The sequence below is a fragment of the Herbaspirillum lusitanum P6-12 genome, assembly GCF_000256565.1.
In the GTDB taxonomy this organism is placed as follows: domain Bacteria; phylum Pseudomonadota; class Gammaproteobacteria; order Burkholderiales; family Burkholderiaceae_D; genus Herbaspirillum; species Herbaspirillum lusitanum.
Genome location: NZ_AJHH01000727.1, coordinates 1 through 20,628, shown reverse-complemented (window position 1 = coordinate 20,628; position 20,628 = coordinate 1). Strand labels below are relative to the sequence as shown.

Genomic DNA, 20,628 nt, shown 5'->3' with positions numbered 1-20,628 from the left:
TCCCCCCTGCAATAAAGCAACCCCCATTAAAAAAAAAAAAAAACCCGGTGCCAGGGGAACCGGCACCGGGAAAGCTCGTCACTCCCCCGAAAAACCTGACCGCCGGAGACATGGTCTCCGACCTTGCGATGGCGCCTGAAGAGGAGAGGCTTCATGCGCCGGAACCGATAGGGATGCGAGTGACTTGACTGCATTCTTGCAAATCCGCACGGCGATTCATATCGAATAAATTTGAGATTTTCTAGATAGTTATTTTCTCAAAATTCAATATTTGTCCGGTCGTCTTCGCAAATAACTTAATTTTTTGTTTTGTAAATATTTTGCCTGTCAGTTTGTCGATGGCTGAATGCCGGGTGGGCAGGTCCGGCTCAAAAACGAATCACGAGAGCCGGGCGGCACGGCGCGCGACCGAGAGGCGTGGGGAGCTTCCGGCGTGGCCGGCATGAGACGAAATGCGCACATATGGGCGCGTCGGCAGCGTTTCCGCCTCGGTGCTAGACTCATTTTTTCTCTCACCGAAGGAATCATCATGTCGAGTCGCTCCAGGTTGTTGTCATTGTTCGCCGTTGCCGCATTGGCGTTGCCCGTGTTGGTCCAGGCGCAGAACGCCGCGCCCGGCAGGATCCGCGGCACCGTCGCCGCAGTCGGCAGCAATAGCGTTGACGTACTGACGCGCGAAGGGAAGAAACTGAAGCTGGAACTGAACGACGCCACGCGTTATTCCTCGGTCAAGGCGCTCGAACTGGCGTCGATCAAGCAGGGCAGCTTTATCGGCACGGCCGGCAAGCCTACCGCCAACGGCGGCATCGAGGCGCTGGAAGTGGTGGTGTTTCCCGAAGAAGCGCGCGGCTCCGGTGAAGGGCACTATGACTGGGATCTGCTGCCGGGCAGCAGCATGACCAACGCCACCGTCTCGGCGGTGGTGTCGGGCAATGCAGGTCGTGATCTCGAACTGACCTACCAGGGCAAGAACATCAAGATCCAGGTGCCGAAGGATGTGCCGGTCGTGACCTTCGTGCCGGCCACGGTGCAGGACTTGAAACCTGGCCTGGCGGTATTTGTGGTGGCGTCGCGCAGCGGCGAAGAGTGGAAGGCCGGACGTTTCGTGATTGAGAAGGATGGCGTCAAGCCGCCGATGTAAGCGGGAGGCAGGAGGCAGGGGCAGGATTGTTATGCCGCCATGGAATAAGCGAATACGATATTGATCGTTTCCATGCGCATGTTTTCGCTTTAAAGTGCTGATGTCTCCTCAATAACCTCCTGGAAGAAGTTTTTGAGATTGAACCCGCCTGGCCCGCGCCCGGCGGGTTTTTTTTCACCCATCTTTCCAGTTGCCGCCCAATAAATAATCAATCTGTCGCCGGGGCAGTTGCCGCAAGGGATTGCGACCATGCCCCACAGCTTGTCCACAGGGCTGTTCACAGGCGTTGTGGGTAACCCGGCGGTCAAGTCTGGGCAGAATGGCGTTTCGCGCGTACCATGGCGGCCGGGGCGTCCGTTCGGATGCCCGCATATGGCAAGCCCTACCTGGAGAACGCAGCAATGAGCAATGATTTGACCAAAGATGAATTTGACGCCCTCGGTCAGATCAGCCGCAAGGAACATCGCGGCCGCCCGAGTGCCTGCGTGGCGCGCAACACCAAGCGCCTGACCGGCATCAAGATGCTCGAATACACACGCGAAGGCCATCTGGCGCTGACGGAAAAGGGCTTGCAGACGCTGTTCATCTATCGCTGCATCGAAGCCTTGCGCGGCCTGGAAGCGGATGCCGAAGCGGTAGTCGACGCCGACGTCGCGATCTTCCTCGTTCGCAAGGGACACATCGTCGCCAGGGAAGGCGGCAAGCAGTTCGAAATCACCCAGCGCGGCCGCGAATCGCTGGCCGATATCGACGCCCAGTCGCGCTGATGGGTTGATGTTGACGCCTCGATCGCGGGGCGCAGCAGCCGTATCTCCTCTACGGGAACATCTGTTCCCGATCTCGTTTCTGCCCTCCGTTTCCTCCTCGTTTTTGTTCTTGTATCGCACCGGCCACAATGCCGTGCGGACCTAGGGAATTCCCCGATAGATTGCGGCCGTCTGCGTGTCTATGATGCACTCCATGGACAGACGGTTTGCAACGCGGCGACAGCCCAGCGACAACAGACCTTCTACGTAATCAAGCCAACGGAGGTCATATGCAATTCATCGTCGAAACAGTGCCCAACGACATCGCCCTGATGTTCGTCACTTACCTGGGTTTCTGCATGTTGCTGATGTACTTGTTCATCCGTGCCGATTGCGAATGGAACAAGCGTGAAATGAAGATGTCCCGTGAGCGCCTGCGCATGCTCTCGGCCGATCACGAAAAATCGGATCGGCTGCGCGAACTGACCGTCTGCTCGGTGCACCATGACGTCAACTGCGCATGCTTCCTGCGCGGCAACGATGCGGATGCGACCGGCAAGAATGCGGCCTGAACGGAGCTGACCCGGCTCGGCGCGCATGCGGTATGAGAAAATACGCGGATGAAATCATCAAACATTCGCCCCCTCATCCCGCTTGCGGATTACCAACGTATTTTTCGCGTCATTCACTCGGTACTCGATAGTGTCGACGCCAATATCCCTGCCGCGAGTTTTTTCTTCAGCGTCACCGCGGCGCAGATATTGAAAAAGTTTTACAAGAAGAATGCCTTCCCGGTCGCCGGTGCGGCGTTCTTCCTGATCAGTAAAGATGGCAGCGGCGCCTTGTCGTTCGGTACGCTGGACGGCGACAAGGTCGACAGCAACAGCGACGCGTTCCACTGCTGGGTGCAATGCGACGGTTATGCGCTGGACTTCATGGCGCCGGTATTTGAAGAATTGCTGGAAGACGCGGGCCATCCGATGGCGGTGCCGCGACAGATGTTCCAGAAGGACCTGGCGCGCATGGCGGCGTCGCCGACGGCATTGAGCGCACTGGGCGACTTCCGGCTGGAGCCGAACCTGGCGCTGACGCGGGAGTTGTTGCAGCAGTTCATGAACAAGCCGGCGCTGAGCAATCTTTCGCAGGTGTGCATGGACTGGTATCAGAAGCCGCCGAAGGAGCTGGGCAGCGGTCTGGTCATGCAGAACGCCGAAGGTGACGGCACCAGGATGACGCTGAGCCGCTTGCAGGTCACCGGCGCCTGGTGACGGCAGCAGTCAGGCATATGAATTTGGGGGAGAGGGGAAGTAGCAGCAAGAGTAGCAGCAGAAGTACGTACAGCACTTGGGGAAGTGAACTGTAGTAGTCGTCTTGAGGGGAAGCAGGAGCAGAGGAGAAGGGCGGGAGTGGTGCACCGGACGATTGGTCCGGCACACCGTGCAATCATGCATATCGGTTGCATGTATCGCGAAAGAGTAGACAGGATAAGCTGGCTTTGTGACTTGTTGATGACAGTGGCAACCATCCCAATTATGGTTGCGGCGAGATTCAGGAATCTGCAAAACCTTTTTTGAGTGTCACAAAGCCGTCATACGTTGTCGATAGAATCTCGTTCGTCTCCTCTAAACTTGCTTTAGATTCACCTGCGATACAGACGTATCGCAGGTTTTTTTTGCTCAGAATTTTGTACTGCTGCACATGGTGAATATGCTGCGGCAGTGTCGGTTAGCAGTCGATTTAGTAGCCAATGCCGGATAGTGGCGTCGTAACCCGGCTGCACGCACACGTCATGGAAGCCGCCAATCTCCCTGCTGGTGATCCAGCCCGGCGGCGCGGGGTGCGTCCTTGCCTCCAACTTGCTCAAGAATAACCAGGAATGGAATTTCCCTTGTTATCAACGACTTAAGTAAGTTCTCCAGTGCTTATCCACAGGCTTGCTACCAAAATGTGGGGATAACTTCCCGACAAATCCACAGCAAATTCGCGTTATCCATCCTGTTCCAGCTTGCTTCAGCCGCCCTGAGGGGCGCCATCCGTATACGGCTCCACCTTGACCGAGCTCATGCTGTAGCCGGCGCTGCCCATCATCGTGTCGGAACGCTCGATCTTCAGCACGCCGCTGATCCAGACTGCATCCATGGTGCGGGTATTCTTGACCGGCTTGTTGCTGTGCACGTGGATGATCTGGTTGGCCGGCGGCGGCGGCACGTGGATGCAGGCGCCGAAATACGGCACCAGCAGGAATTCCTTCAAGGCCTCGCCTTCCCGCTCCAATGAGACGACGAAGCCGGGGATGCGGATCGCCGCGCCGTTCATGGACGGATCGACGGGCGCGTTCTTCCAGTATTTCTTGGCTTTCCACAGCGCTTCCATGGCGCGCGGGTCGCCGTCTTCCATCTTGTCCAGCTTCAGGCCCTTGAACGGCGCCATGGCGTCCCAGTCCTTCGGCATGAGCGACTCCCAGGCGATTTCGCGGAAGCCGCCATCGCTCTTGCCGGATGGCTTGTAAGGCGTCTTTTGCAGGTCGGGCGCCTGTTGCAGGTGGTCGCCGACCTTGTATTGGGCGTTGTCGGAGTACGGAGCTGCTGCTGCAGCGGGCGCGGGCGCTTCGGCAACGGGTGCGGCCTTGGGCGCGTTCGGCGTCGCCGCCAGGTGCACCGAGTAACCGACCAGTAATCCGGCGGCCACGATGCCGCCTATCCAGGCAATGCTTTTCATGATGTTGCTTCGTCAAAGTTGCGGTATCGGGACCGCGAAATCAAATTCAAATCCGGGGCGTCAGGCCGTCGGCCAGGCTCAGCCGGTAGGCGCGCAGGCCAGGCAGCAGGCTGGCGACAAAGCCGGCGAGGACGGTCCAGCCCAGCAACTGCAACTCGCCCGCAGCCGGCAAGGCAGGATGCAATGTTACGCCAAATTGTGCGCTCAGGAAGGGGCCCAGCGCGAACAGCGCCAGCGTCAGCAGGACCGCGCCCAGCACCACGCCGGCCAGCATCACCGCCAGTCCTTCCAGCGCCAGCAGCAAGAACACGTCGCCCGGTCGCGCGCCTACCGAGCGCAGCACCGCCAATTCGCGCCGCCGTTCGCCCAGGCTCGCCAGAATCGCCGACACCAGCCCGGCCAGGCCGACGATGACAACCATGCCCGATACCACCAGCAAGGCATTTTCGCCAATGCCGACCACTTGCCACAATTCGTCCAGCGCCACGCCCGGCAGCACCGCCATCAGCGGTTCCTTGTAGCCCTGGCCGCTGGCGATTTCGCGCTGCAGGGCGAACACCCGCGCGCGGCTCTTCAGGCCCACCAGCACAGCGGTGATGCTGGTGGGCGTGAGGTTGAACTTCTTCACGAATTCGGCCGGGATATGCACGCCCGGCAAGGGGGCTCCACCTTCCCAGTCGAGGTGGATCGCTTCCATCGCGTCGAGTCCGATATGCACGGTGCGGTCGACCGGCGTGCCGGTGCGCGCCAGGATGCCGGTGACGGTGAACGGTTTGTCCGCGTGGTCGGTCAGGTGCAGGCTGCCCATGCCGTGGCTCAGCACGATGCGGTCGCCCAGCTTGTAGTGCAGGCGCTGCGCCACCTCCGCGCCGAGTACGGTTTCAAAGACGCTGCCGAAGACGCGGCCTTCGCCGAGTTGCAGCGGCTGACCGTCGCCGTAATGAAAATGTTTGAAATAGTCGCCATTGGTCGCCAGCACCGGGAAGCCGCGATGCGAATCGCCCAGCGACAGCGGAATGGTCCAGGCCACGGCGGGATTCTTCGCCAGCTTTTGCGCGCTGTCCCAGCCCATGTTGTTGGTGGCGCCGCCGATGCGGAAGATCGCGTACAGCATCAGCTGGACCGGGCTGGTGCGGGCGCCGACCACCAGGTCCGTGCCCGACACCGATTGCGAAAAACTGTCGCGCACTTCATGGCGCACGCGCTCGATGCCGAGCAGCATGGCGCTCGACAGCGCGATTGCCAGCAGCATCAGGCCCAGCGTATAGCGGCGATTCCAGGCGCTGCGCGCGGCCAGGCGGAACAGGAAGCTCATGCCGATTCCTCCGCACCAGCGCAGCGGTTGATGTCGTTGAGCGCGATACAGCGATCGAAGCGTTCGGCCAGGCGCTGGTCGTGACTGACAAACACCAGGCTGGCGCCGGCCTGTTCGCACTCGTGCCGGATCAGGTTCAGGAAAGCCTGCTGGCGGTCGCTGTCGAGCGCCGAGGTCGGCTCGTCGGCCACGATGATCTCAGGTCGTCCGATCAAGGCCCGCGCTGCCGCCACCCGTTGCTGCTGGCCGATGGAGAGCTGGGTGACCGGGCGTTGCCACAGGCTTGGCGCCAGATCCAGCGCCGCCAGCAGGGCCTGGGCGGCGGCGGTGAGGTTCGCGCCTTGCTGTAGCGCGCGCTGCTTGCGATAGGCCGAGAACTGGCAGGGCAGCAGCACGTTGTCGAGGATCGAGAGATAAGGAATCAGATTGAATTGCTGGAAGATGAAACCGATATGGTCGACGCGGAAACGATCGCGCCGCGATGCCGGCAACGCCTCCAGCGGCTGGCCGAGGATGGCGACGCTGCCGGCCTGGGCGCTGCTGATGCCGCCGATCAGCGCCAGCAAGGTGCTCTTGCCGCTGCCGCTGGGGCCGCTGACGAAGACTTGCTCGCGCGCCTGCACCTCGAACCGGTCCAGCGCCAGCGTCGGCGTTTTCTGGCCGGGCCAGGTGAAGGTGATGTCGCGCAAGGCGATGGCGGCGTCGCTCATATGGTGATGTTTGCTGGCTGAAAAATTAGGGGACGGCGATGCTGTTGGCGGCCGGCGTCAGTTTGGCAGCACCCTGGCGCTTGCCCGTGACCAGTTGCACGTCGATGCTGTTGAAGCCCTTGAACGTATCGAACAGGCGGACCTCGATTTTCTGCAGCCGTTCCGGATGGGCGCAGCGGAACGTGAAGTCGGCGTCGAGATCGGCGTGACCGTCATGGCCGGCTTGCGCCGCCGGTTTGGCCGCGGCAGGTTCACCCAACAACGCCGGATCAAGCGCGGCGGACTCCAATTTGACTCCACTGAGCTTGCATTCTGCTGACGGACTGGCGACGAACACGGCGCCGGTGCCGGTGCCACGCAAGGTTCTTGTCATGGCCTGGACGGCGGCCTTGTCCTTTGCGCTGTTGGCGGCATGTTCGAAGCCGACCAGGTTGACCAGCGGCGAATCGAGGTGCAGCGACAACGCCTGGCCGTCGAGCACGACGTCGAGCTTGCCGACGCCGTGGACGTGCGCTTCATGGGCGTGGAGCAGCGAGGCGGAGGACAGCAGGGCAACGAGGGCGATTGTGTGGCGGAAGCGAGGATACATGGGCGTGATCTTTCTACAGGAGAGCTGCGCGGGACGATTCGCAAAGCGGAAAGCAGTCCCGGGCTGCATTTTGACCGGGTTGAAGGATTTCTTGGGGCTTTGTCACATCTTGCAACAATGTTGCATTATAATTCCAATTTTTCACCGAATTGCAACTCGGTTGCAGCTTAATTTTTGCCTTGATTGACCGGCAAGAAATTGACCGGACCCAGCAATCACCAACAAGAAAAACCCGTGCCCATGTTCTCCCGTCTCATTCAACAAACCAGCGTGCTTGCGCTGCCGTGGTGGCAGCGCGTGCTGCTGGTCGCGCCCGTGTGCCTGCTGCTGTGGCTGGGCGTGCTGTGGGCTTTGGGAGGGGATTGAACATGCCGGTCGCCATCTCGCTGGAAAACCTCACCGTCACCTACCGCCGCCATCCCGCCTTGCATCACGTCAGCGGGGAGTTCAAGCGCGGTTCGCTGACCGCCATTGTCGGCCCCAACGGCGCCGGCAAGAGCACGCTGCTGAAAACCGTCATGGGCCAGGTCCGCTGCAACAGCGGCCGCGTCGTCACGCACCTGGCGGCCGGGCGCATCGCCTATCTGCCGCAGCAGGCCGAGATCGATCGCAGTTTCCCGATCTCGGTGCTCGATTGCGTGTTGCTGGGCTACTGGTCGCGCGCCGGGCTGTTCCGTCGCATGAGTCGCGACATGCTGCAACGCGCGGAAGAGGCATTGGCCGCGGTCGGACTCGACGGCTTCGCGCAGCGCGCCATCACCAGCCTGTCGGTGGGGCAGTTCCAGCGCGTGCTGTTTGCGCGGATTCTGCTGCAGGACGCCGAGCTGATTCTGCTGGACGAGCCGTTCAACGCCATCGATACCCGGACCACCAGCGATTTGCTGCGCATCATCCAGTCCTGGCACGCCGAGCAGCGCACGGTGATCGCCGTGCTGCACGACTACGACCAGGTGCGCAAGGCGTTCCCGCAATCGCTGCTGCTGGCGCGCAATGTGGTCGCCTGGGGCGAGACCGAAGGCGTGCTGTGCCATGAAAACCTGCACCGCGCACGCTCCATGGCCGAAGCGGTCGACGAGCATGCGCCGCTGTGTGCAGTCGATGTTGGCGATGAAAGGAGTGCGCCGCGATGACGCTGCTCCACGATTTTTATCAATTCGCGATCGCGCCGTTCCAGGAATTCGCCTTCATGCGCCGTGCGCTGGTGGCGACGCTGGCGCTGGCGTTGTCGAGTGCGCCGCTGGGCGTGATGCTGACGCTGCGCCGCATGAGCCTGTTCGGCGAAGCGCTGAGCCACGCGGTGTTGCCGGGCGTGGCCGCCGGTTTCATTTTCTTCGGCCTGTCGCTGCCGGCGCTGAGCATCGGCGGCTTCCTGGCGGGGGTGGTCGTGGTGGCGCTGGCGGGCTGGATCAGCCGTCACACCGAACTCAAGGAAGACGCCAGTCTGGCCGCGGTCTACGTGGTAGCGCTGGCGCTCGGCGTGATCATGATCTCCGGGCACGGCACCCAGCTTGATCTGCTGCACATCCTGTTCGGCAACGTGCTCGGCGTCGACACCGAAGGCCTGCTGCTGGTGGCCGGCGTGTCCAGCCTGAGCGTGCTGCTGATGGCGGGTTTGTATCGCGGCCTCTTGCTGGAAAGTTTCGATCCGTCCTACCTGGCCGCCAGCGGCGGGCGCAATACGGTGTACCAGCAATTGTTCCTGATGCTGGTGGTGCTGAACCTGGTGGCTTCGTTCCAGACATTGGGTACGCTGATGGCGGTCGGCCTGATGATGTTGCCGGCGGTATCGGCGCGGCTGTGGCACGACACCTTGCCGGCGCAGCTGGTCAACAGCGCCGTGCAGGCCGCGCTGGCCGGCTACGCCGGGCTGATGTTGTCGTATTACGCCTCGGTGCCGTCCGGGCCGGTGATCATCGTGTGCGCCGGCGGCTTCTATTTCCTGTCTTTGATCTTTGCCCCGCGCGGCTGGTTGCCGCGCATCCTGCGCCGGCCGCATCTGCGCGCTTAATCATTTTGGGAGTCGCCGTGAAACTGTTTCGCCAGGTCTTTTTTTCGATCGCAGCCATGTTGGCCGTTCAGGGCGCATCCGCCGGGGACGCTCGCTTGCCGGTAGTGGCCAGCTTCAGCATCCTTGGCGACATCGTCGCCAACATCGGCGGCGATCGCATCACCGTCACCACCCTGGTCGGTCCCGACCAGGATGCACACGTGTTCCAGCCGGCTCCCGACCATATCAAATCGGTGGCGCGCGCCAGACTGGTGATCGTCAACGGCCTCGGCTTTGAAGGCTGGATGGACCGCGTGACTCAGTCGGCCAACTATCGCGGCGACATCGTGGTGGCGTCGAAGGGCATCGCAGTGCGCGACCGTGTCGAGGACGAGCATGACCATGACGATCATGACGGACATGAGCACCATCACGGCAAGAACGATCCGCACGCCTGGCAGAATCCCGCCAATGTCGTGATCTACACGCAAAACATCGTCGCCGCGCTGAGCAAGCTCGATCCGTCCGGCGCCGTGCTGTATCGCAAGAACGGCGATGCTTACATCGCTGCGCTGACCGAGCTGGACCGCTGGGCCATGCGGCAGTTCGCGCAGTTCCCGCCGGCCAAGCGCAAGGTGATTACTTCGCATGACGCCTTCGAATATTTCGGCGCGCATTACCAGGTGCGCTTCCTGGCGCCGCAGGGCGTGTCGACCGACAGCGAGCCGAGCGCGAAGGAAGTCGCCAACCTGATCCGCCAGATCCGCAAGGAAAAAATCCGCGCCGTTTTCATCGAGAACATGAGCAGTCCCAAGCTGCTGCAACAGATCGGCAAGGAAGCCGGCGTCACGCTGGGCGGCAAGCTGTATGCGGATGCGCTGTCGCAGGCCAATGGTCCTGCGCCGACCTATCTGAAACTGATGCGCTACAACATCGAACAGTTGCTGGCGCAGATGAAGCTGAACTGATCCGCGGTTGACCCCGTGACGACGCCTGAAGGAGAGCGCCGTCACGTCTGCGCAACTTCGCGTATGCTTGTCGTTTTCCCTCACAACAACAGGAGATGACAAGATGATCCACGTAGTCGCAATCATTACCGCCAAGCCCGGCAAACGCGAAGAACTGCTGAAACTGGTGCGCGCCAATCTGGCCGCCGTCCGCGCCGAACAGGGCTGTATCGATTACGGTCCGGTCATCGACGTGCCCGGCTTCGGCGGCGCCCAGGCCGAACTCGGCCCGGACACCTTCGCCTTCATCGAAAAATGGGAAAGCGCCGAGGCGCTCAAGGTCCACTTCACCCAACCGCACATGCTCGACTACCGCGACAAGTCAAAAGACCTGATCGCCAATCGCGCGGTTCACATCGTTGAATCGGCCGAGTAACGCTTGTCGGGATCGTAGGCTGATGCAACGCCCATCTGCATCAGCCACGCAATGAAGGTCTTGAGGGCATTGCCATTGGTTTCGCCGGTACGGTGCAACATGTGGAAGCCCTGGCCGTGCAACACCACTTCCGGAAACAGCTGACGCAGGCGACCGTGCGACAAGTCGTCGTCCACCAGCGCCAGCGATCCCATCGCAATCCCCAGATCAGTCGAGGCCGCCTGCAAGCTCAGGAAAAAGTGCTCGTAACTGGTCCCCGGCAATTTCTTCTTCACCGGCACGCCGGCCTTGATCAGCCATTGCTGCCAGGCTTCCGCACGCACGCTCAGGTGGATCAGCGAGGCTTGCAGCAGATCCGCCGGTTTGGTGATCGAATGCAGCTCCAGGTAGTGCGGCGAAGCCAGCGGCGCCGACACGTCGTCGAGGAAGCGCACGCATTCAAAGCCGCTGCGCTCCAGCGGGCTGCGCCACAACACCACGTCGAAGGGCGCTTTGAGGTCTTCGAAATGCTCGGAGACGGTGGTCGTCACGCGCACCTCGATGCGCGGGTTGTCGATCTGGAACTGCGACAACCGTGGAATCAGCCAGCGCATCGCCACCGATGGCGCGGTAATCACGCGCACGATGCGATTCTTGCCGGTCAGCGTCAGTTGCTCCGCCGCCATGGCGATGCGGTCAAGCGCGGCGCGCACCTCCGTGTAAAAGGCCTGCGCCGCTTCCGTTGCTTCCACGCCACGCGGCAAGCGGATAAACAAGGGTTGGCCGAAATGTTCTTCCAGCAATTTTATTTGCTGGCTGACTGCGCTGTGCGTGATGTGCAACTCGTGCGCGGCAATCGTCAGGCTGCGCGTGCGGACGGCCGCTTCGAATACTTTAAGCGCCTTCAAGGGCGGCAGGGAAAGGGACATGGTGTAAGTTTTTCTAATGCAGGTGTCGGAAAATATTGCTTTTTAAAGTGAAGGGTAGCCCCTATTCTCACTATCAATGCAACGTTATTCATGTGAGAGAAGAAAATGTCTACCTATCAATCCGCCGGTTTTTCTAATAATTTACAGAGTTTGCTGGAAGCTTTCCAGTTCTTTGTCGAGCGCGCTTTCAGCACGTCGGCCAAGACTGTTGACGGCGCGCTGTTCGACCTCAACGATGCTCCTTATCTGGAAGGCGTCACGAACCACGCCGAGATGGAACGCCGTTTGCGCGAACTCGATCGCGGCCATTTGCGCGCTCTGTCGGAACTGCAATCCCAGCTCTGATTTACCGTTGCGGCCGTCACGGCTGAAACAAGCTGAAATTCAGCTGCAATATTGAAGTGAAGCCAGAGATGTAAATGATGGGCGCCGGTTTCAACCCTGAAACCTGAAATGCGCCACCCTGGAGACCGAGCCGGAACGAACTGCTTCCCGGCTCGCGGCAATCAAGATGTCGTTCCGCATGCACGGGATATGACGACCCGCAGCAGACTGATCGCTGCCCTCTGACTCGACACCGCAATCATCGCCTGCGCAGGACCTGCTGCAGGCGGCGTGAATCCGTCCCATATTTCCCCATGCCGTGATCGGCAGGCGGGGCATCGTCCCTGATTTTGACGAATGCGATAAGCTATGCGTTTGCCCTCGATGAACCAGATCTTCGCGAAGTAGTTGAAATGAAAAAAGCCGGCCCGGGAGACATTCCCGGAGCCGGCTCTTTTACGTGCCGAGGAAATACTCAGGCGCGCTTCTTCAGCAAATGCATGGGGCCGAACAGCTCCTGCATGCCGCTGTGGGCGATGAAGCTCAGATTGTAAGGATGCTCCGCCACCGCGCGCGGGAAGCGTTCCACTATCTTCAAGCCGTGCAGCTCCTCGGCGATCTTGCCCCACAGGACCAGCGTCGGCAGTGTTTTCTTGTTTTCCTCGGCGTACTGCGCCAATCCCTTCAATACGGTTTCAAAGAACGGCTTCCAGGCTTTGGCATCCTTGACCGGCTTCACGTGCGTGCGGAACACCAGGCTGGCGTTGAGCAGCAGGAAGCCCTGTGCAGTCAGGTTGTCCTGCAGATCGGCCAGCGTCTGGATGGTGCCGGCGGTGTCGGCTTGCGCCTTGGCGGCGATGTCGAGCAGCGCGCCGCCGCTGGTCTTGTCGGCCGGCACGCGACCGTCGGCGACCAGCAGCATCTTCATGAAGTTGCGCAGCGACGTTGCACGGTTGACCTGTTTGGACAAGCCCTTGTCCGACCATAGCGAGCCGACCGCGCCATCCATGAAACAGACGCCGGTGGCGCTGGCGGCGCGTGGGTAGGGGCCTTCGCCGACCAGTACGTAGCGCACCTTGTCGATCGGCTGTTTGAAGGCGGCGAAGATGCGGCCTTCGGTCGGCAGGTAGGTGGCGTCTTGCACCAGCGCCGGCAAATAGTCGGAATCGAGGTCGGCGATGGCTTGCAGGCCGGTTTTCAGGATGGCGTGCCAGGATGGATCGGCAGTGGCGCAGAGATCGAGCAGGGCGGAAGGAACGGTAGCCGGCATGAGTGAAGGATTGCTGAAGGTTGATCGGGAAAGAAAAGCTGCCCGCAGCATAAATCGATGCGGGCAGCGGGGATGCTGCAGGACGGAAGCGAATTACGCCACGGCCACCGTATCGTCGCCCGCAGCGCCGAACAATTGCTGCTTGAGCTGATGCAGCTGGTCGCGCACCTTGGCGGCTTTTTCGAATTCCAGGTTCTTGGCGTGATCCTGCATGAGCTTTTCGAGGCGCTTGATTTCCTTGCTGACCTGCTTCTCGCTCATGGCCTCGTAGTTGGCCTGTTCCTGCGCCACCATCAGTTCCACGCGCGCTTCCTGCGGGCTGTAGACGCCATCGATCAGTTCGCGGATTTCCTTCTTGATGCCCATCGGCGTGATGCCGTTGGCTTCGTTGAAGGCAACCTGCTTGGCGCGGCGGCGTTCGGTTTCGCCGATGGCCTTGTGCATCGAATCGGTGACCTTGTCGCCGTACAGGATCGCCATGCCGTTGAGGTTGCGCGCGGCGCGGCCGATGGTCTGGATCAGGCTGCGCTCGGAACGCAGGAAGCCTTCCTTGTCGGCGTCGAGAATCGCCACCAGGGAGACTTCGGGAATATCCAGGCCTTCGCGCAGCAGGTTGATGCCGACCAGTACATCGAAGGTGCCGAGGCGCAGGTCGCGGATGATTTCAACGCGTTCGACGGTGTCGATGTCGCTGTGCAGATAGCGCACCTTGATGCCGTTATCGCTGAGGAATTCAGTCAATTGCTCCGACATGCGCTTGGTCAGCGTCGTCACCAGCACGCGCTCGTTCTTCTTCACGCGAATGGTGATTTCCTGCATCAGGTCGTCGACCTGCGTGGTCGCGGGACGCACGGTAATCAGCGGGTCGACCAGGCCGGTCGGGCGCACCACTTGCTCGACCACCTGGTCGGAATGGGTGTTTTCATATTCCGCCGGTGTGGCCGAGACGAAAATGGTCTGGCGCATCTTGCCCTGGAACTCGTCGAACTTGAGCGGCCGGTTGTCCAGCGCCGACGGCAAGCGGAAGCCATAGTCGACCAGGTTGGTCTTGCGCGCGCGGTCGCCGTTGTACATGCCGTTCAACTGGCCGATCAGCACGTGCGACTCGTCGAGGAACATGATCGCGTCCGGCGGCAGGTAGTCCACCAGTGTCGGCGGCGGATCTCCGGCCTTGGCGCCGGACAGGTGGCGCGAATAGTTTTCGATGCCTTTGGTGAAGCCGATCTCGGTCATCATTTCAATATCGAAGCGGGTGCGCTGTTCGAGACGTTGCTCTTCGATCAGTTTGTTTTCCTTGCGGAAAAATTCCAGTCGTTCGCGCAGTTCGTCCTTGATGGTTTCGATGGCGCGCAGCACGGTCGCGCGCGGCGTCACGTAATGCGAACCCGGATAGACGGTGAAGCGCGGGATCTTCTGGCGCACGCGGCCGGTCAGCGGATCGAACAATTGCAGGCTGTCGATCTCGTCGTCGAACATTTCGATGCGCACCGCCAGCTCGGCATGCTCGGCCGGGAACACGTCGATGGTGTCGCCGCGCACGCGGAAGGTGCCGCGGCCGAAATCGACTTCGTTGCGCGAATATTGCATCTGGATCAGGCGCGCGATGACGTCGCGCTGGCTGACCTTGTCCTTGGCGCGCAAGGTCAGGATCATCTGGTGGTATTCGTTGGGGTTACCGATACCGTAAATCGCCGATACCGTTGCCACAATGACAACGTCGCGTCGCTCCATCAGCGACTTGGTGCACGACAGGCGCATCTGTTCGATGTGCTCATTGATCGAGGAATCCTTTTCGATGAACAGATCGCGCTGCGGGACGTAGGCTTCCGGTTGGTAGTAATCGTAGTAACTGACGAAATATTCCACCGCATTTTGCGGAAAGAACTCGCGAAATTCGCTATAAAGCTGCGCCGCCAGCGTTTTATTCGGCGCGAAGATGATCGCCGGCCGTCCGAGGCGGGCGATGGTGTTGGCCATCGTATATGTCTTGCCCGAGCCGGTAACGCCCAGCAAGGTCTGGAAGAACAAACCGTCATGTACCCCTTCGACCAGCTTGTCGATGGCGGCCGGCTGGTCGCCGGCAGGCGGGAAGGGCTGGTACAGACGGTAAGGTGAATCCGGAAACGTCAGGAACTTGCTCTCGTCGAGCGTAGAAGATGCTGCGGAAACGGGGGATAAATCAGCCATTGTCATTCGACCTTTGGTAAAATTACGTGTTGCAAAACGGTGCTCGGCTCGCGGCTTTGCCCTGCATCCATCCCGACTGCAATCTACGTTTGCAGCTAACTTTTTATGTTATCACGATGAACGCACCTCTCTCAGCCTCCTCCTCCCTTTTCACCGCCATCGAAATGGCGCCCCGCGACCCTATCCTCGGCATTACCGATGCATACAATGCCGACAAGAATCCAGGCAAAACCAACCTCGGCGTCGGCGTCTATTACGACGATAACGGCAAGGTGCCGCTGCTGGAATGCGTGAAAAAAGCGGAAGCTGAACTGGCCGCCAAACTGGCGCCGCGTACCTACTTGCCGATCGATGGTCTGGCAACGTACGACAAGGCAGTCCAGGAATTGGTATTTGGTGCCGACAGCGCGGTTGTTCAAGAGAAGCGTGCGATCACCGTGCAAGCCCTGGGCGGCACCGGCGCACTGAAGCTTGGCGCCGATTTCATCAAACATTTCTCGCCGGCATCGACCCAGATCTGGATCAGCGACCCAAGCTGGGAAAACCATCGCGCGCTGTTCGAGATGGCCGGTTTCACCGTCAACAACTATCCGTACTACGACGCGGCCACCCGCGGCGTAAACTTCGCCGGCATGCTGGATGCGCTCAAGACCATGGCGGCCGGCTCGGTCGTGCTGCTGCACGCTTGCTGCCACAATCCGACCGGCGCCGACCTGACCGCCGATCAATGGACGCAAGTCATTGAAGTAGTGACCTCGCGCGGCCTGATTCCGTTCCTCGACATGGCCTATCAAGGCTTCGGCGACGGCATCGAAGAAGACGGCAAGGTCGTGCGTCGCTTCGCCGAAGCCGGCGGTCCGCTGTTCGTGTCGAACTCGTTCTCGAAGTCGTTCTCGCTGTACGGCGAGCGCGTCGGCGCGCTGAGCATCGTCGCATCGACCAATGAAGAAGCAGCCCGCGTGCTGTCGCAACTCAAGCGCGTGGTGCGCACCAACTATTCCAACCCGCCGATCCATGGTGGTCAGGTTGTCGCGACTGCGCTGGCCTCGCCGGAACTGCGCGCCCTGTGGGAAAGCGAACTTGCCGAGATGCGCGTGCGCATCCGTGAAATGCGCCAACTGCTGGTTGCGAAGCTGAAAGAAAAAGCGCCTGCGCACGATTTCGACTTCGTCATCAAGCAACGCGGCATGTTCTCGTACTCGGGCCTGACCAAGGCGCAAGTCGAGCGTCTGCGCAATGAGTTCTCGATCTACGCCGTCGACACCGGCCGCATCTGCGTGGCCGCACTGAACACCAAGAACATCGATGCCGTCGTTGACGCCATCGCCAAGGTGCTCTGAATCGGGGAGTGCATTCCGGCCTGAAAATGGCCGGGATGCAAAAAGGTTTTGACAGTAATTAAAATTCCGGTCATAATCTTTTTCTCTGCTGTTCCCTGATAGCTCAGTTGGTAGAGCGACGGACTGTTAATCCGCAGGTCCCTGGTTCGAGTCCAGGTCGGGGAGCCAAAAAATTCGAAGAAGCCTCGCATCCGTGCGGGGCTTTTTCGTTGGCTGGCGCCAAACGCTCGCCTGCAGCCCCGAAAATTTGCAGGTATGCTGGCGCACTTCGACCGGAGATTGCGCATGATAGAAATCGAAGCAACCATCTTGTGGGTGCGCGGCAGCGACGAGGCGTTCATCGACAATCGCTACAGCCGGGTGCATCGCTGGCGTTTCGATGGGGGCATGGAAGTGCCGGCGTCGTCATCGCCGCATATCGTTCCCTTGCCGTATTCCTCGGCCGACAACGTCGATCCGGAGGAGGCCTATCTGGCGTCGCTGTCGAGTTGCCATATGCTGACTTTCCTGGCGATTGCGGCCAAGCAGGGTTTCGTGGTCGACAGTTATGTCGATCGCGCAAGCGCCGTGATGGAAAAGAACGCCAAGGGCAAACTGATGGTCAGCAAGGCGACCTTGCAGCCGGTCATCGCGTACCGCGGCCGCGTGCCGACGCCGGATGAGGACGAGGCCCTGCATCATGCGGCCCATGAGCAATGCTTTCTGGCCAATTCGGTGCTGACCGAGATTGCGGTTGTGCCGACCTCGACGGCAACGGAAGCCTGAACAGGTCGGCGTTTTTTCATGAGCGCATAAGCATATTCGGACAAGTTGCTTGACTTCGCTATCTGTATCGAATATAAATACAGTATGAAGTCGAGTCGATTTGCCGTGGCGGCACACATATTGGTCAGCGTGGAGCACGCGACTCGGGGAGGAGAAGCGTTCTTGTCCTCTGCCGCCATCGCGACCAGCGTCAACACCAATCCGGTGTTTGTACGCGAATTGCTGCGCAAGTTGTCGAAGGCGCATCTGGTCGTGACCAAGGAAGGCAAGGGCGGCGGCGCGCAGCTGGCGCGGCCGGCCTCGCAAATCAACCTGGCGGAAATCTACCAGGCGGTGGAAGAAGAGCCGGTGCTCAAGCACAATACCCGGCCCAAGGATCCTTGTTGCCGCGTCAGTTGCGGCATGGACATGGCGCTGGATCCGGTGATTTCCGAAGTCGAAGGCGCGATGTTGAAAGTATTGAAGGGCAGGAAACTGTCCGAACTGGTCAGTACGATCTGCGACTAGCAAGCCGGCCGGATCAACAATGAAATTCACGACAAGGCCGATTGGTTGACAATCAGGCCTTGCACATAGATAAGGCGAAGAGCCACATACAGGGATGTTCGAAAAAGGAGGATCGGTCAACGGTCCTCATTTTTATTTCAAAACTGTCATTAAAAATAAGACAGTTTGAGCGGCGGGCATCTGCAAGACGGGCGACGAAACACGCAAGACATCACACACAATCGGTCCAACGCGCGGGGTAGCGCAAGGCCAAACAGATTCAGGAGTTTTCAATGGAAAAGAATATCGCGGTAAATAACGCGCCCGGTGTCGCACACGACCCGCTCAGCGCGGCGGAAAACGCGGCCTCGCCTTTGCGTTCGTGGTTGTCGGTGGTCGCAGTGGCGACCGGCGCCTTTGCGTTTGTGACGACCGAGTTTTTGCCGGTCGGCCTGTTGCCGCAGATCGCGCATGATCTCGGCGTATCGCCGGGCACCGCCGGCCTGATGGTGACGACGCCCGGCGTGGTCGCCGCCATTTCGGCGCCGGGCCTGATGCTCGGAGCAGGGCGCATCAACCGCCGTTTCATCTTGCTGATGCTGTCGGTGCTGTTGCTGGCATCAAACCTGGTGTCGGCGTTTGCACCGTCGTTCGGCGTGATGCTGCTCGGCCGTGCACTGCTGGGCGCAGCGCTGGGCGGTTTCTGGACATTGGCGCTGGCGACCGCCGGCCGTCTGGTGCGCCAGGAGCATGCAGCCAAGGCGACCGCGATGATCCTCAGCGGCGTGACGTTCGCGACCGTGATCGGCGTGCCGCTGGGTACCTTCATCAGCGGCTTGTCGTCGTGGCGCGCTTCGTTCATCGCGACCGGTATTCTGGCCGCGCTGGCGCTGGCGGCGCAAACCTTGCTGTTGCCGTCGCTGCCGTCCAAGGCGGCGATCCGCTTCCGCGATCTGACCACGCTGGTGAGCCGTCGCAATCCGCGCAAGAGCTTGCTGATGGTGGCATTGGTGTTCGGCGCGCATTTTTCGTCGTACACCTATATCGCGCCTTTCCTCGGCCAGAACGGTTTCAGCCTGACGCTGATCACTTCGGTGCTGCTGGCGTTCGGCTTCGTCGGCTTCGTGTCGAACCTGGTTATTTCGGCCTTTGTCACGCGCCACTTGCAGGCATCGTTGTTCTCCGTGGTGGTGTTGCTGATGCTGGCTCTGTTCGCCATGCCGCTGGTGCATGCGTCGCAACTCGGCGTGACCGCGATGGTGATCGCCTGGGGCGTGGCTTTCGGCGCGATCCCGCTGTGCCTGAGCATCTGGCTGCAACTGTCGTCGCCGGATTTGCCTGAAGCCGGTTCGGCGCTGTTCGTCAGCATCGTGCAGGTCGCCATCGCCGTCGGTTCCTTCGTCGGCGGTGTGGTGGTGGATGCCGTGGGCATTCCATCCACCCTGTGGCTGGGCAGCGCACTGGGCCTGCTGGGCCTGATTGCGATTGCCAGCTTCGGCATGGGCAACAAGAAGCTTGATGAAATATTAAGCAAGTAACAACGAAAGCCCGTGCGCTGAAACGTTTTTTCATTGGTGAAGTCGTCACGCCGAACGCGGAACTAGTCGCCGCAGCGCCTTTCACATCATCATGTATGGTCATATTGACCGTATTGTCGTTCCAGTAAGGAGTCATTCCATGAGCATGCGACCCGTCAAGGTTCCCGGACCTGATCATCCCATTACCATCACGCCGACCGCGGCGCGCGTCGTCGTCTCGCTGGCCGGTCGCACCATTGCCGACACGCGCGCCGCGCTGGCGCTGAAGGAGGCGAGTTATCCGCCGGTGTATTACATCCCGCGTGCAGACGTCGACTTCAGTCTGCTCGAACGGACCGATCACCAGACCTACTGTCCTTACAAGGGCGAATGCTCCTACTACAGCATCCCGCTGGGCGCTGATCGCTCGGTCAACGCGGTCTGGAGTTACGAGGAGCCGTATGATGCGGTGGCGGCGATCAAGGGTTATGTCGCTTTCTACCCGGATCGCGTCGATGCGCTTGAGGTGCGCGACGTCGCCTAGTTGCTCGGGCAGAAATTAAAGATGTCGCGGCGGCGGCCGTTACCTGAGGATCACAATAATCAGCGAGAGCAAGCATGTTGATCGGCGTAAACGGCAATTTGCCGCAATCGGCGTATGCGGACAACGCGGCAGAAACCAAAACTGGAAGCACCGCGGTTGTCCCGGGCGCCACCGCTGGATCAGCTGCACCATCTGCGCAGCTCGACAAGATCACGCTCTCCGCTGCCGCATTGAGGCTGATCGAAGAAAACAACCAGCTCGCCCAGATCTCTGCGAACTCCAGTCAGATCCCTGTGCCGGTTAGCCCGGACGGCAGGAAAGCCAGGAAGCGCCAGCCCAGTGCCTCGCCGATGCTCGACGTCGACGCGTTCCGCCTGATCCGCGACAAGCTGCGTGCACAGAATCTGGCGATCACGGAGCCGGGCCCGCAAGACAAGAAAAACAAGGATGACAAGGATCAAGCCACGGCGGTGTCGCTGTAAGCAGAGGCAAGTGAAATCGTCGCGATGAATGTTGGCAGAGACAAAACAAATTCCACTCTGCTATAATTGTCGGCTCGTCGGGGCGTAGCGCAGCCTGGTAGCGTACTTGCATGGGGTGCAAGGGGTCGAGTGTTCGAATCACTCCGTCCCGACCAATGGAATCAAACCTTGCGGAGCAATCCGGAAGGAAAAACAGCACTGAATCGGCGTCGCCGG

At 60.3% G+C, this 20,628-nt stretch carries 25 protein-coding genes and 2 tRNA genes; 19 read left to right on the top strand and 8 right to left on the bottom strand.

Annotated features, from left to right (window positions below):
• Both HLUSI_RS34515 and HLUSI_RS0123665 read left to right on the top strand, forming a co-directional pair.
• The coding region (locus tag HLUSI_RS34515) for a hypothetical protein (RefSeq protein ID WP_238534072.1) at window positions 1–188 on the top strand (188 nt) is incomplete at its 5' end.
• A 341-nt stretch (window positions 189–529) separates the two neighbouring features.
• Window positions 530–1,141: a hypothetical protein gene (locus HLUSI_RS0123665; protein ID WP_029363951.1), complete on the top strand. Its 612-nt coding sequence runs from the start codon at window positions 530–532 to the stop codon at window positions 1,139–1,141.
• 89 nt (window positions 1,142–1,230) lie between these two features.
• Here HLUSI_RS0123665 and HLUSI_RS30380 read toward each other — a convergent pair whose 3' ends face one another.
• Window positions 1,231–1,410 carry a hypothetical protein gene (locus HLUSI_RS30380; protein ID WP_040503842.1) on the bottom strand — a complete coding sequence of 60 codons (180 nt, stop codon included), beginning with the start codon at window positions 1,408–1,410 and terminating at the stop codon, window positions 1,231–1,233.
• A gap of 132 nt (window positions 1,411–1,542) precedes the next feature.
• Between HLUSI_RS30380 and HLUSI_RS0123660 the strand changes: the two genes are divergently transcribed.
• The 3 genes from HLUSI_RS0123660 (at window position 1,543) to HLUSI_RS0123650 (ending at window position 3,155) form a co-directional block, all read left to right on the top strand.
• Window positions 1,543–1,908 (top strand): hypothetical protein, encoded by a 366-nt coding sequence (locus tag HLUSI_RS0123660; protein WP_016836295.1) that lies wholly within the window; start codon window positions 1,543–1,545, stop codon window positions 1,906–1,908.
• A 269-nt stretch (window positions 1,909–2,177) separates the two neighbouring features.
• Window positions 2,178–2,459 carry a hypothetical protein gene (locus HLUSI_RS0123655; RefSeq protein WP_016836294.1) on the top strand — a complete coding sequence of 94 codons (282 nt, stop codon included), beginning with the start codon at window positions 2,178–2,180 and terminating at the stop codon, window positions 2,457–2,459.
• A gap of 48 nt (window positions 2,460–2,507) precedes the next feature.
• A complete protein-coding gene (locus tag HLUSI_RS0123650; RefSeq protein WP_029363950.1) occupies window positions 2,508–3,155 on the top strand; it encodes a DUF2026 family protein in 648 nt (215 codons plus the stop codon).
• Between the two features lie 742 nt (window positions 3,156–3,897).
• On the opposite strand, the gene HLUSI_RS0123645 is transcribed toward HLUSI_RS0123650, so the two are convergent.
• The 4 genes from HLUSI_RS0123645 to HLUSI_RS0123630 are packed head-to-tail and all read right to left on the bottom strand — an operon-like array spanning window position 3,898 to window position 7,219.
• The gene (locus HLUSI_RS0123645) at window positions 3,898–4,605 is read right to left on the bottom strand and encodes a DUF3299 domain-containing protein (protein ID WP_016836292.1); all 708 of its coding nucleotides are present in this window, start codon (window positions 4,603–4,605) and stop codon (window positions 3,898–3,900) included.
• A gap of 46 nt (window positions 4,606–4,651) precedes the next feature.
• Entirely contained in the window at window positions 4,652–5,920 is a 1,269-nt protein-coding gene (locus tag HLUSI_RS0123640; RefSeq protein WP_016836291.1) for an ABC transporter permease, read from the bottom strand.
• The gene (locus tag HLUSI_RS0123635; protein WP_016836290.1) at window positions 5,917–6,630 is read right to left on the bottom strand and encodes an ABC transporter ATP-binding protein; all 714 of its coding nucleotides are present in this window, start codon (window positions 6,628–6,630) and stop codon (window positions 5,917–5,919) included. Before HLUSI_RS0123635 ends, HLUSI_RS0123640 begins: the two co-directional genes overlap by 4 nt.
• Window positions 6,631–6,655: 25 nt before the next feature.
• Window positions 6,656–7,219: a DUF2796 domain-containing protein gene (locus tag HLUSI_RS0123630; protein WP_016836289.1), complete on the bottom strand. Its 564-nt coding sequence runs from the start codon at window positions 7,217–7,219 to the stop codon at window positions 6,656–6,658.
• Window positions 7,220–7,402: 183 nt separating this feature from the next.
• On the opposite strand from HLUSI_RS0123630, the gene HLUSI_RS30375 reads away from it, so the two are divergent.
• The 5 genes from HLUSI_RS30375 (at window position 7,403) to HLUSI_RS0123605 (ending at window position 10,589) form a co-directional block, all read left to right on the top strand.
• Complete coding sequence (locus HLUSI_RS30375) at window positions 7,403–7,585, top strand: hypothetical protein (protein WP_016836288.1); 183 nt, start codon at window positions 7,403–7,405, stop codon at window positions 7,583–7,585.
• A 2-nt stretch (window positions 7,586–7,587) separates the two neighbouring features.
• Window positions 7,588–8,349: a metal ABC transporter ATP-binding protein gene (locus HLUSI_RS0123620; protein WP_016836287.1), complete on the top strand. Its 762-nt coding sequence runs from the start codon at window positions 7,588–7,590 to the stop codon at window positions 8,347–8,349.
• Entirely contained in the window at window positions 8,346–9,227 is an 882-nt protein-coding gene (locus HLUSI_RS0123615) for a metal ABC transporter permease (protein ID WP_016836286.1), read from the top strand. Before HLUSI_RS0123620 ends, HLUSI_RS0123615 begins: the two co-directional genes overlap by 4 nt.
• A gap of 17 nt (window positions 9,228–9,244) precedes the next feature.
• A complete protein-coding gene (locus tag HLUSI_RS0123610; protein ID WP_029363949.1) occupies window positions 9,245–10,174 on the top strand; it encodes a metal ABC transporter substrate-binding protein in 930 nt (309 codons plus the stop codon).
• Window positions 10,175–10,277: 103 nt separating this feature from the next.
• Window positions 10,278–10,589: a putative quinol monooxygenase gene (locus tag HLUSI_RS0123605; protein WP_016836284.1), complete on the top strand. Its 312-nt coding sequence runs from the start codon at window positions 10,278–10,280 to the stop codon at window positions 10,587–10,589.
• Here the strand turns inward: HLUSI_RS0123605 and HLUSI_RS0123600 are convergent.
• Window positions 10,565–11,497: a LysR substrate-binding domain-containing protein gene (locus HLUSI_RS0123600; RefSeq protein WP_029363948.1), complete on the bottom strand. Its 933-nt coding sequence runs from the start codon at window positions 11,495–11,497 to the stop codon at window positions 10,565–10,567. The genes HLUSI_RS0123605 and HLUSI_RS0123600 overlap by 25 nt on opposite strands.
• Before the next feature lie 105 nt (window positions 11,498–11,602).
• Between HLUSI_RS0123600 and HLUSI_RS0123595 the strand changes: the two genes are divergently transcribed.
• Entirely contained in the window at window positions 11,603–11,842 is a 240-nt protein-coding gene (locus HLUSI_RS0123595) for a hypothetical protein (protein ID WP_029363947.1), read from the top strand.
• A gap of 454 nt (window positions 11,843–12,296) precedes the next feature.
• On the opposite strand, the gene HLUSI_RS0123590 is transcribed toward HLUSI_RS0123595, so the two are convergent.
• A complete protein-coding gene (locus tag HLUSI_RS0123590) occupies window positions 12,297–13,091 on the bottom strand; it encodes a uracil-DNA glycosylase family protein (RefSeq protein WP_016836281.1) in 795 nt (264 codons plus the stop codon).
• Window positions 13,092–13,184: 93 nt separating this feature from the next.
• Window positions 13,185–15,278, bottom strand: coding sequence for an excinuclease ABC subunit UvrB (gene uvrB, locus HLUSI_RS0123585; protein ID WP_016836280.1), 2,094 nt, complete (start codon window positions 15,276–15,278; stop codon window positions 13,185–13,187).
• Between the two features lie 116 nt (window positions 15,279–15,394).
• Here uvrB and HLUSI_RS0123580 point away from each other — a divergent pair, with 116 nt between their 5' ends.
• From HLUSI_RS0123580 to HLUSI_RS0123545, 8 genes are all read left to right on the top strand, one after another.
• Window positions 15,395–16,618, top strand: a complete 1,224-nt coding sequence (locus tag HLUSI_RS0123580; RefSeq protein WP_029363946.1) for an amino acid aminotransferase — start codon at window positions 15,395–15,397, stop codon at window positions 16,616–16,618.
• 92 nt (window positions 16,619–16,710) lie between these two features.
• Window positions 16,711–16,786: transfer RNA gene (locus HLUSI_RS0123575), tRNA-Asn, on the top strand.
• 117 nt (window positions 16,787–16,903) lie between these two features.
• The gene (locus HLUSI_RS0123570) at window positions 16,904–17,383 is read left to right on the top strand and encodes an OsmC family protein (RefSeq protein WP_029363945.1); all 480 of its coding nucleotides are present in this window, start codon (window positions 16,904–16,906) and stop codon (window positions 17,381–17,383) included.
• Window positions 17,384–17,467: 84 nt separating this feature from the next.
• A complete protein-coding gene (locus HLUSI_RS0123565; protein ID WP_040503841.1) occupies window positions 17,468–17,890 on the top strand; it encodes an Rrf2 family transcriptional regulator in 423 nt (140 codons plus the stop codon).
• Between the two features lie 272 nt (window positions 17,891–18,162).
• On the top strand, window positions 18,163–19,407 hold the full coding sequence (locus HLUSI_RS30370) for an MFS transporter (RefSeq protein WP_016836276.1): 1,245 nt from the start codon (window positions 18,163–18,165) through the stop codon (window positions 19,405–19,407).
• A 139-nt stretch (window positions 19,408–19,546) separates the two neighbouring features.
• Entirely contained in the window at window positions 19,547–19,930 is a 384-nt protein-coding gene (locus HLUSI_RS0123555; protein ID WP_016836275.1) for a DUF427 domain-containing protein, read from the top strand.
• A 74-nt stretch (window positions 19,931–20,004) separates the two neighbouring features.
• Entirely contained in the window at window positions 20,005–20,412 is a 408-nt protein-coding gene (locus HLUSI_RS0123550) for a hypothetical protein (RefSeq protein WP_016836274.1), read from the top strand.
• Between the two features lie 78 nt (window positions 20,413–20,490).
• A tRNA-Pro gene (locus HLUSI_RS0123545) sits at window positions 20,491–20,567 on the top strand.
• The last annotated feature ends 61 nt before the right edge of the window (window positions 20,568–20,628 follow it).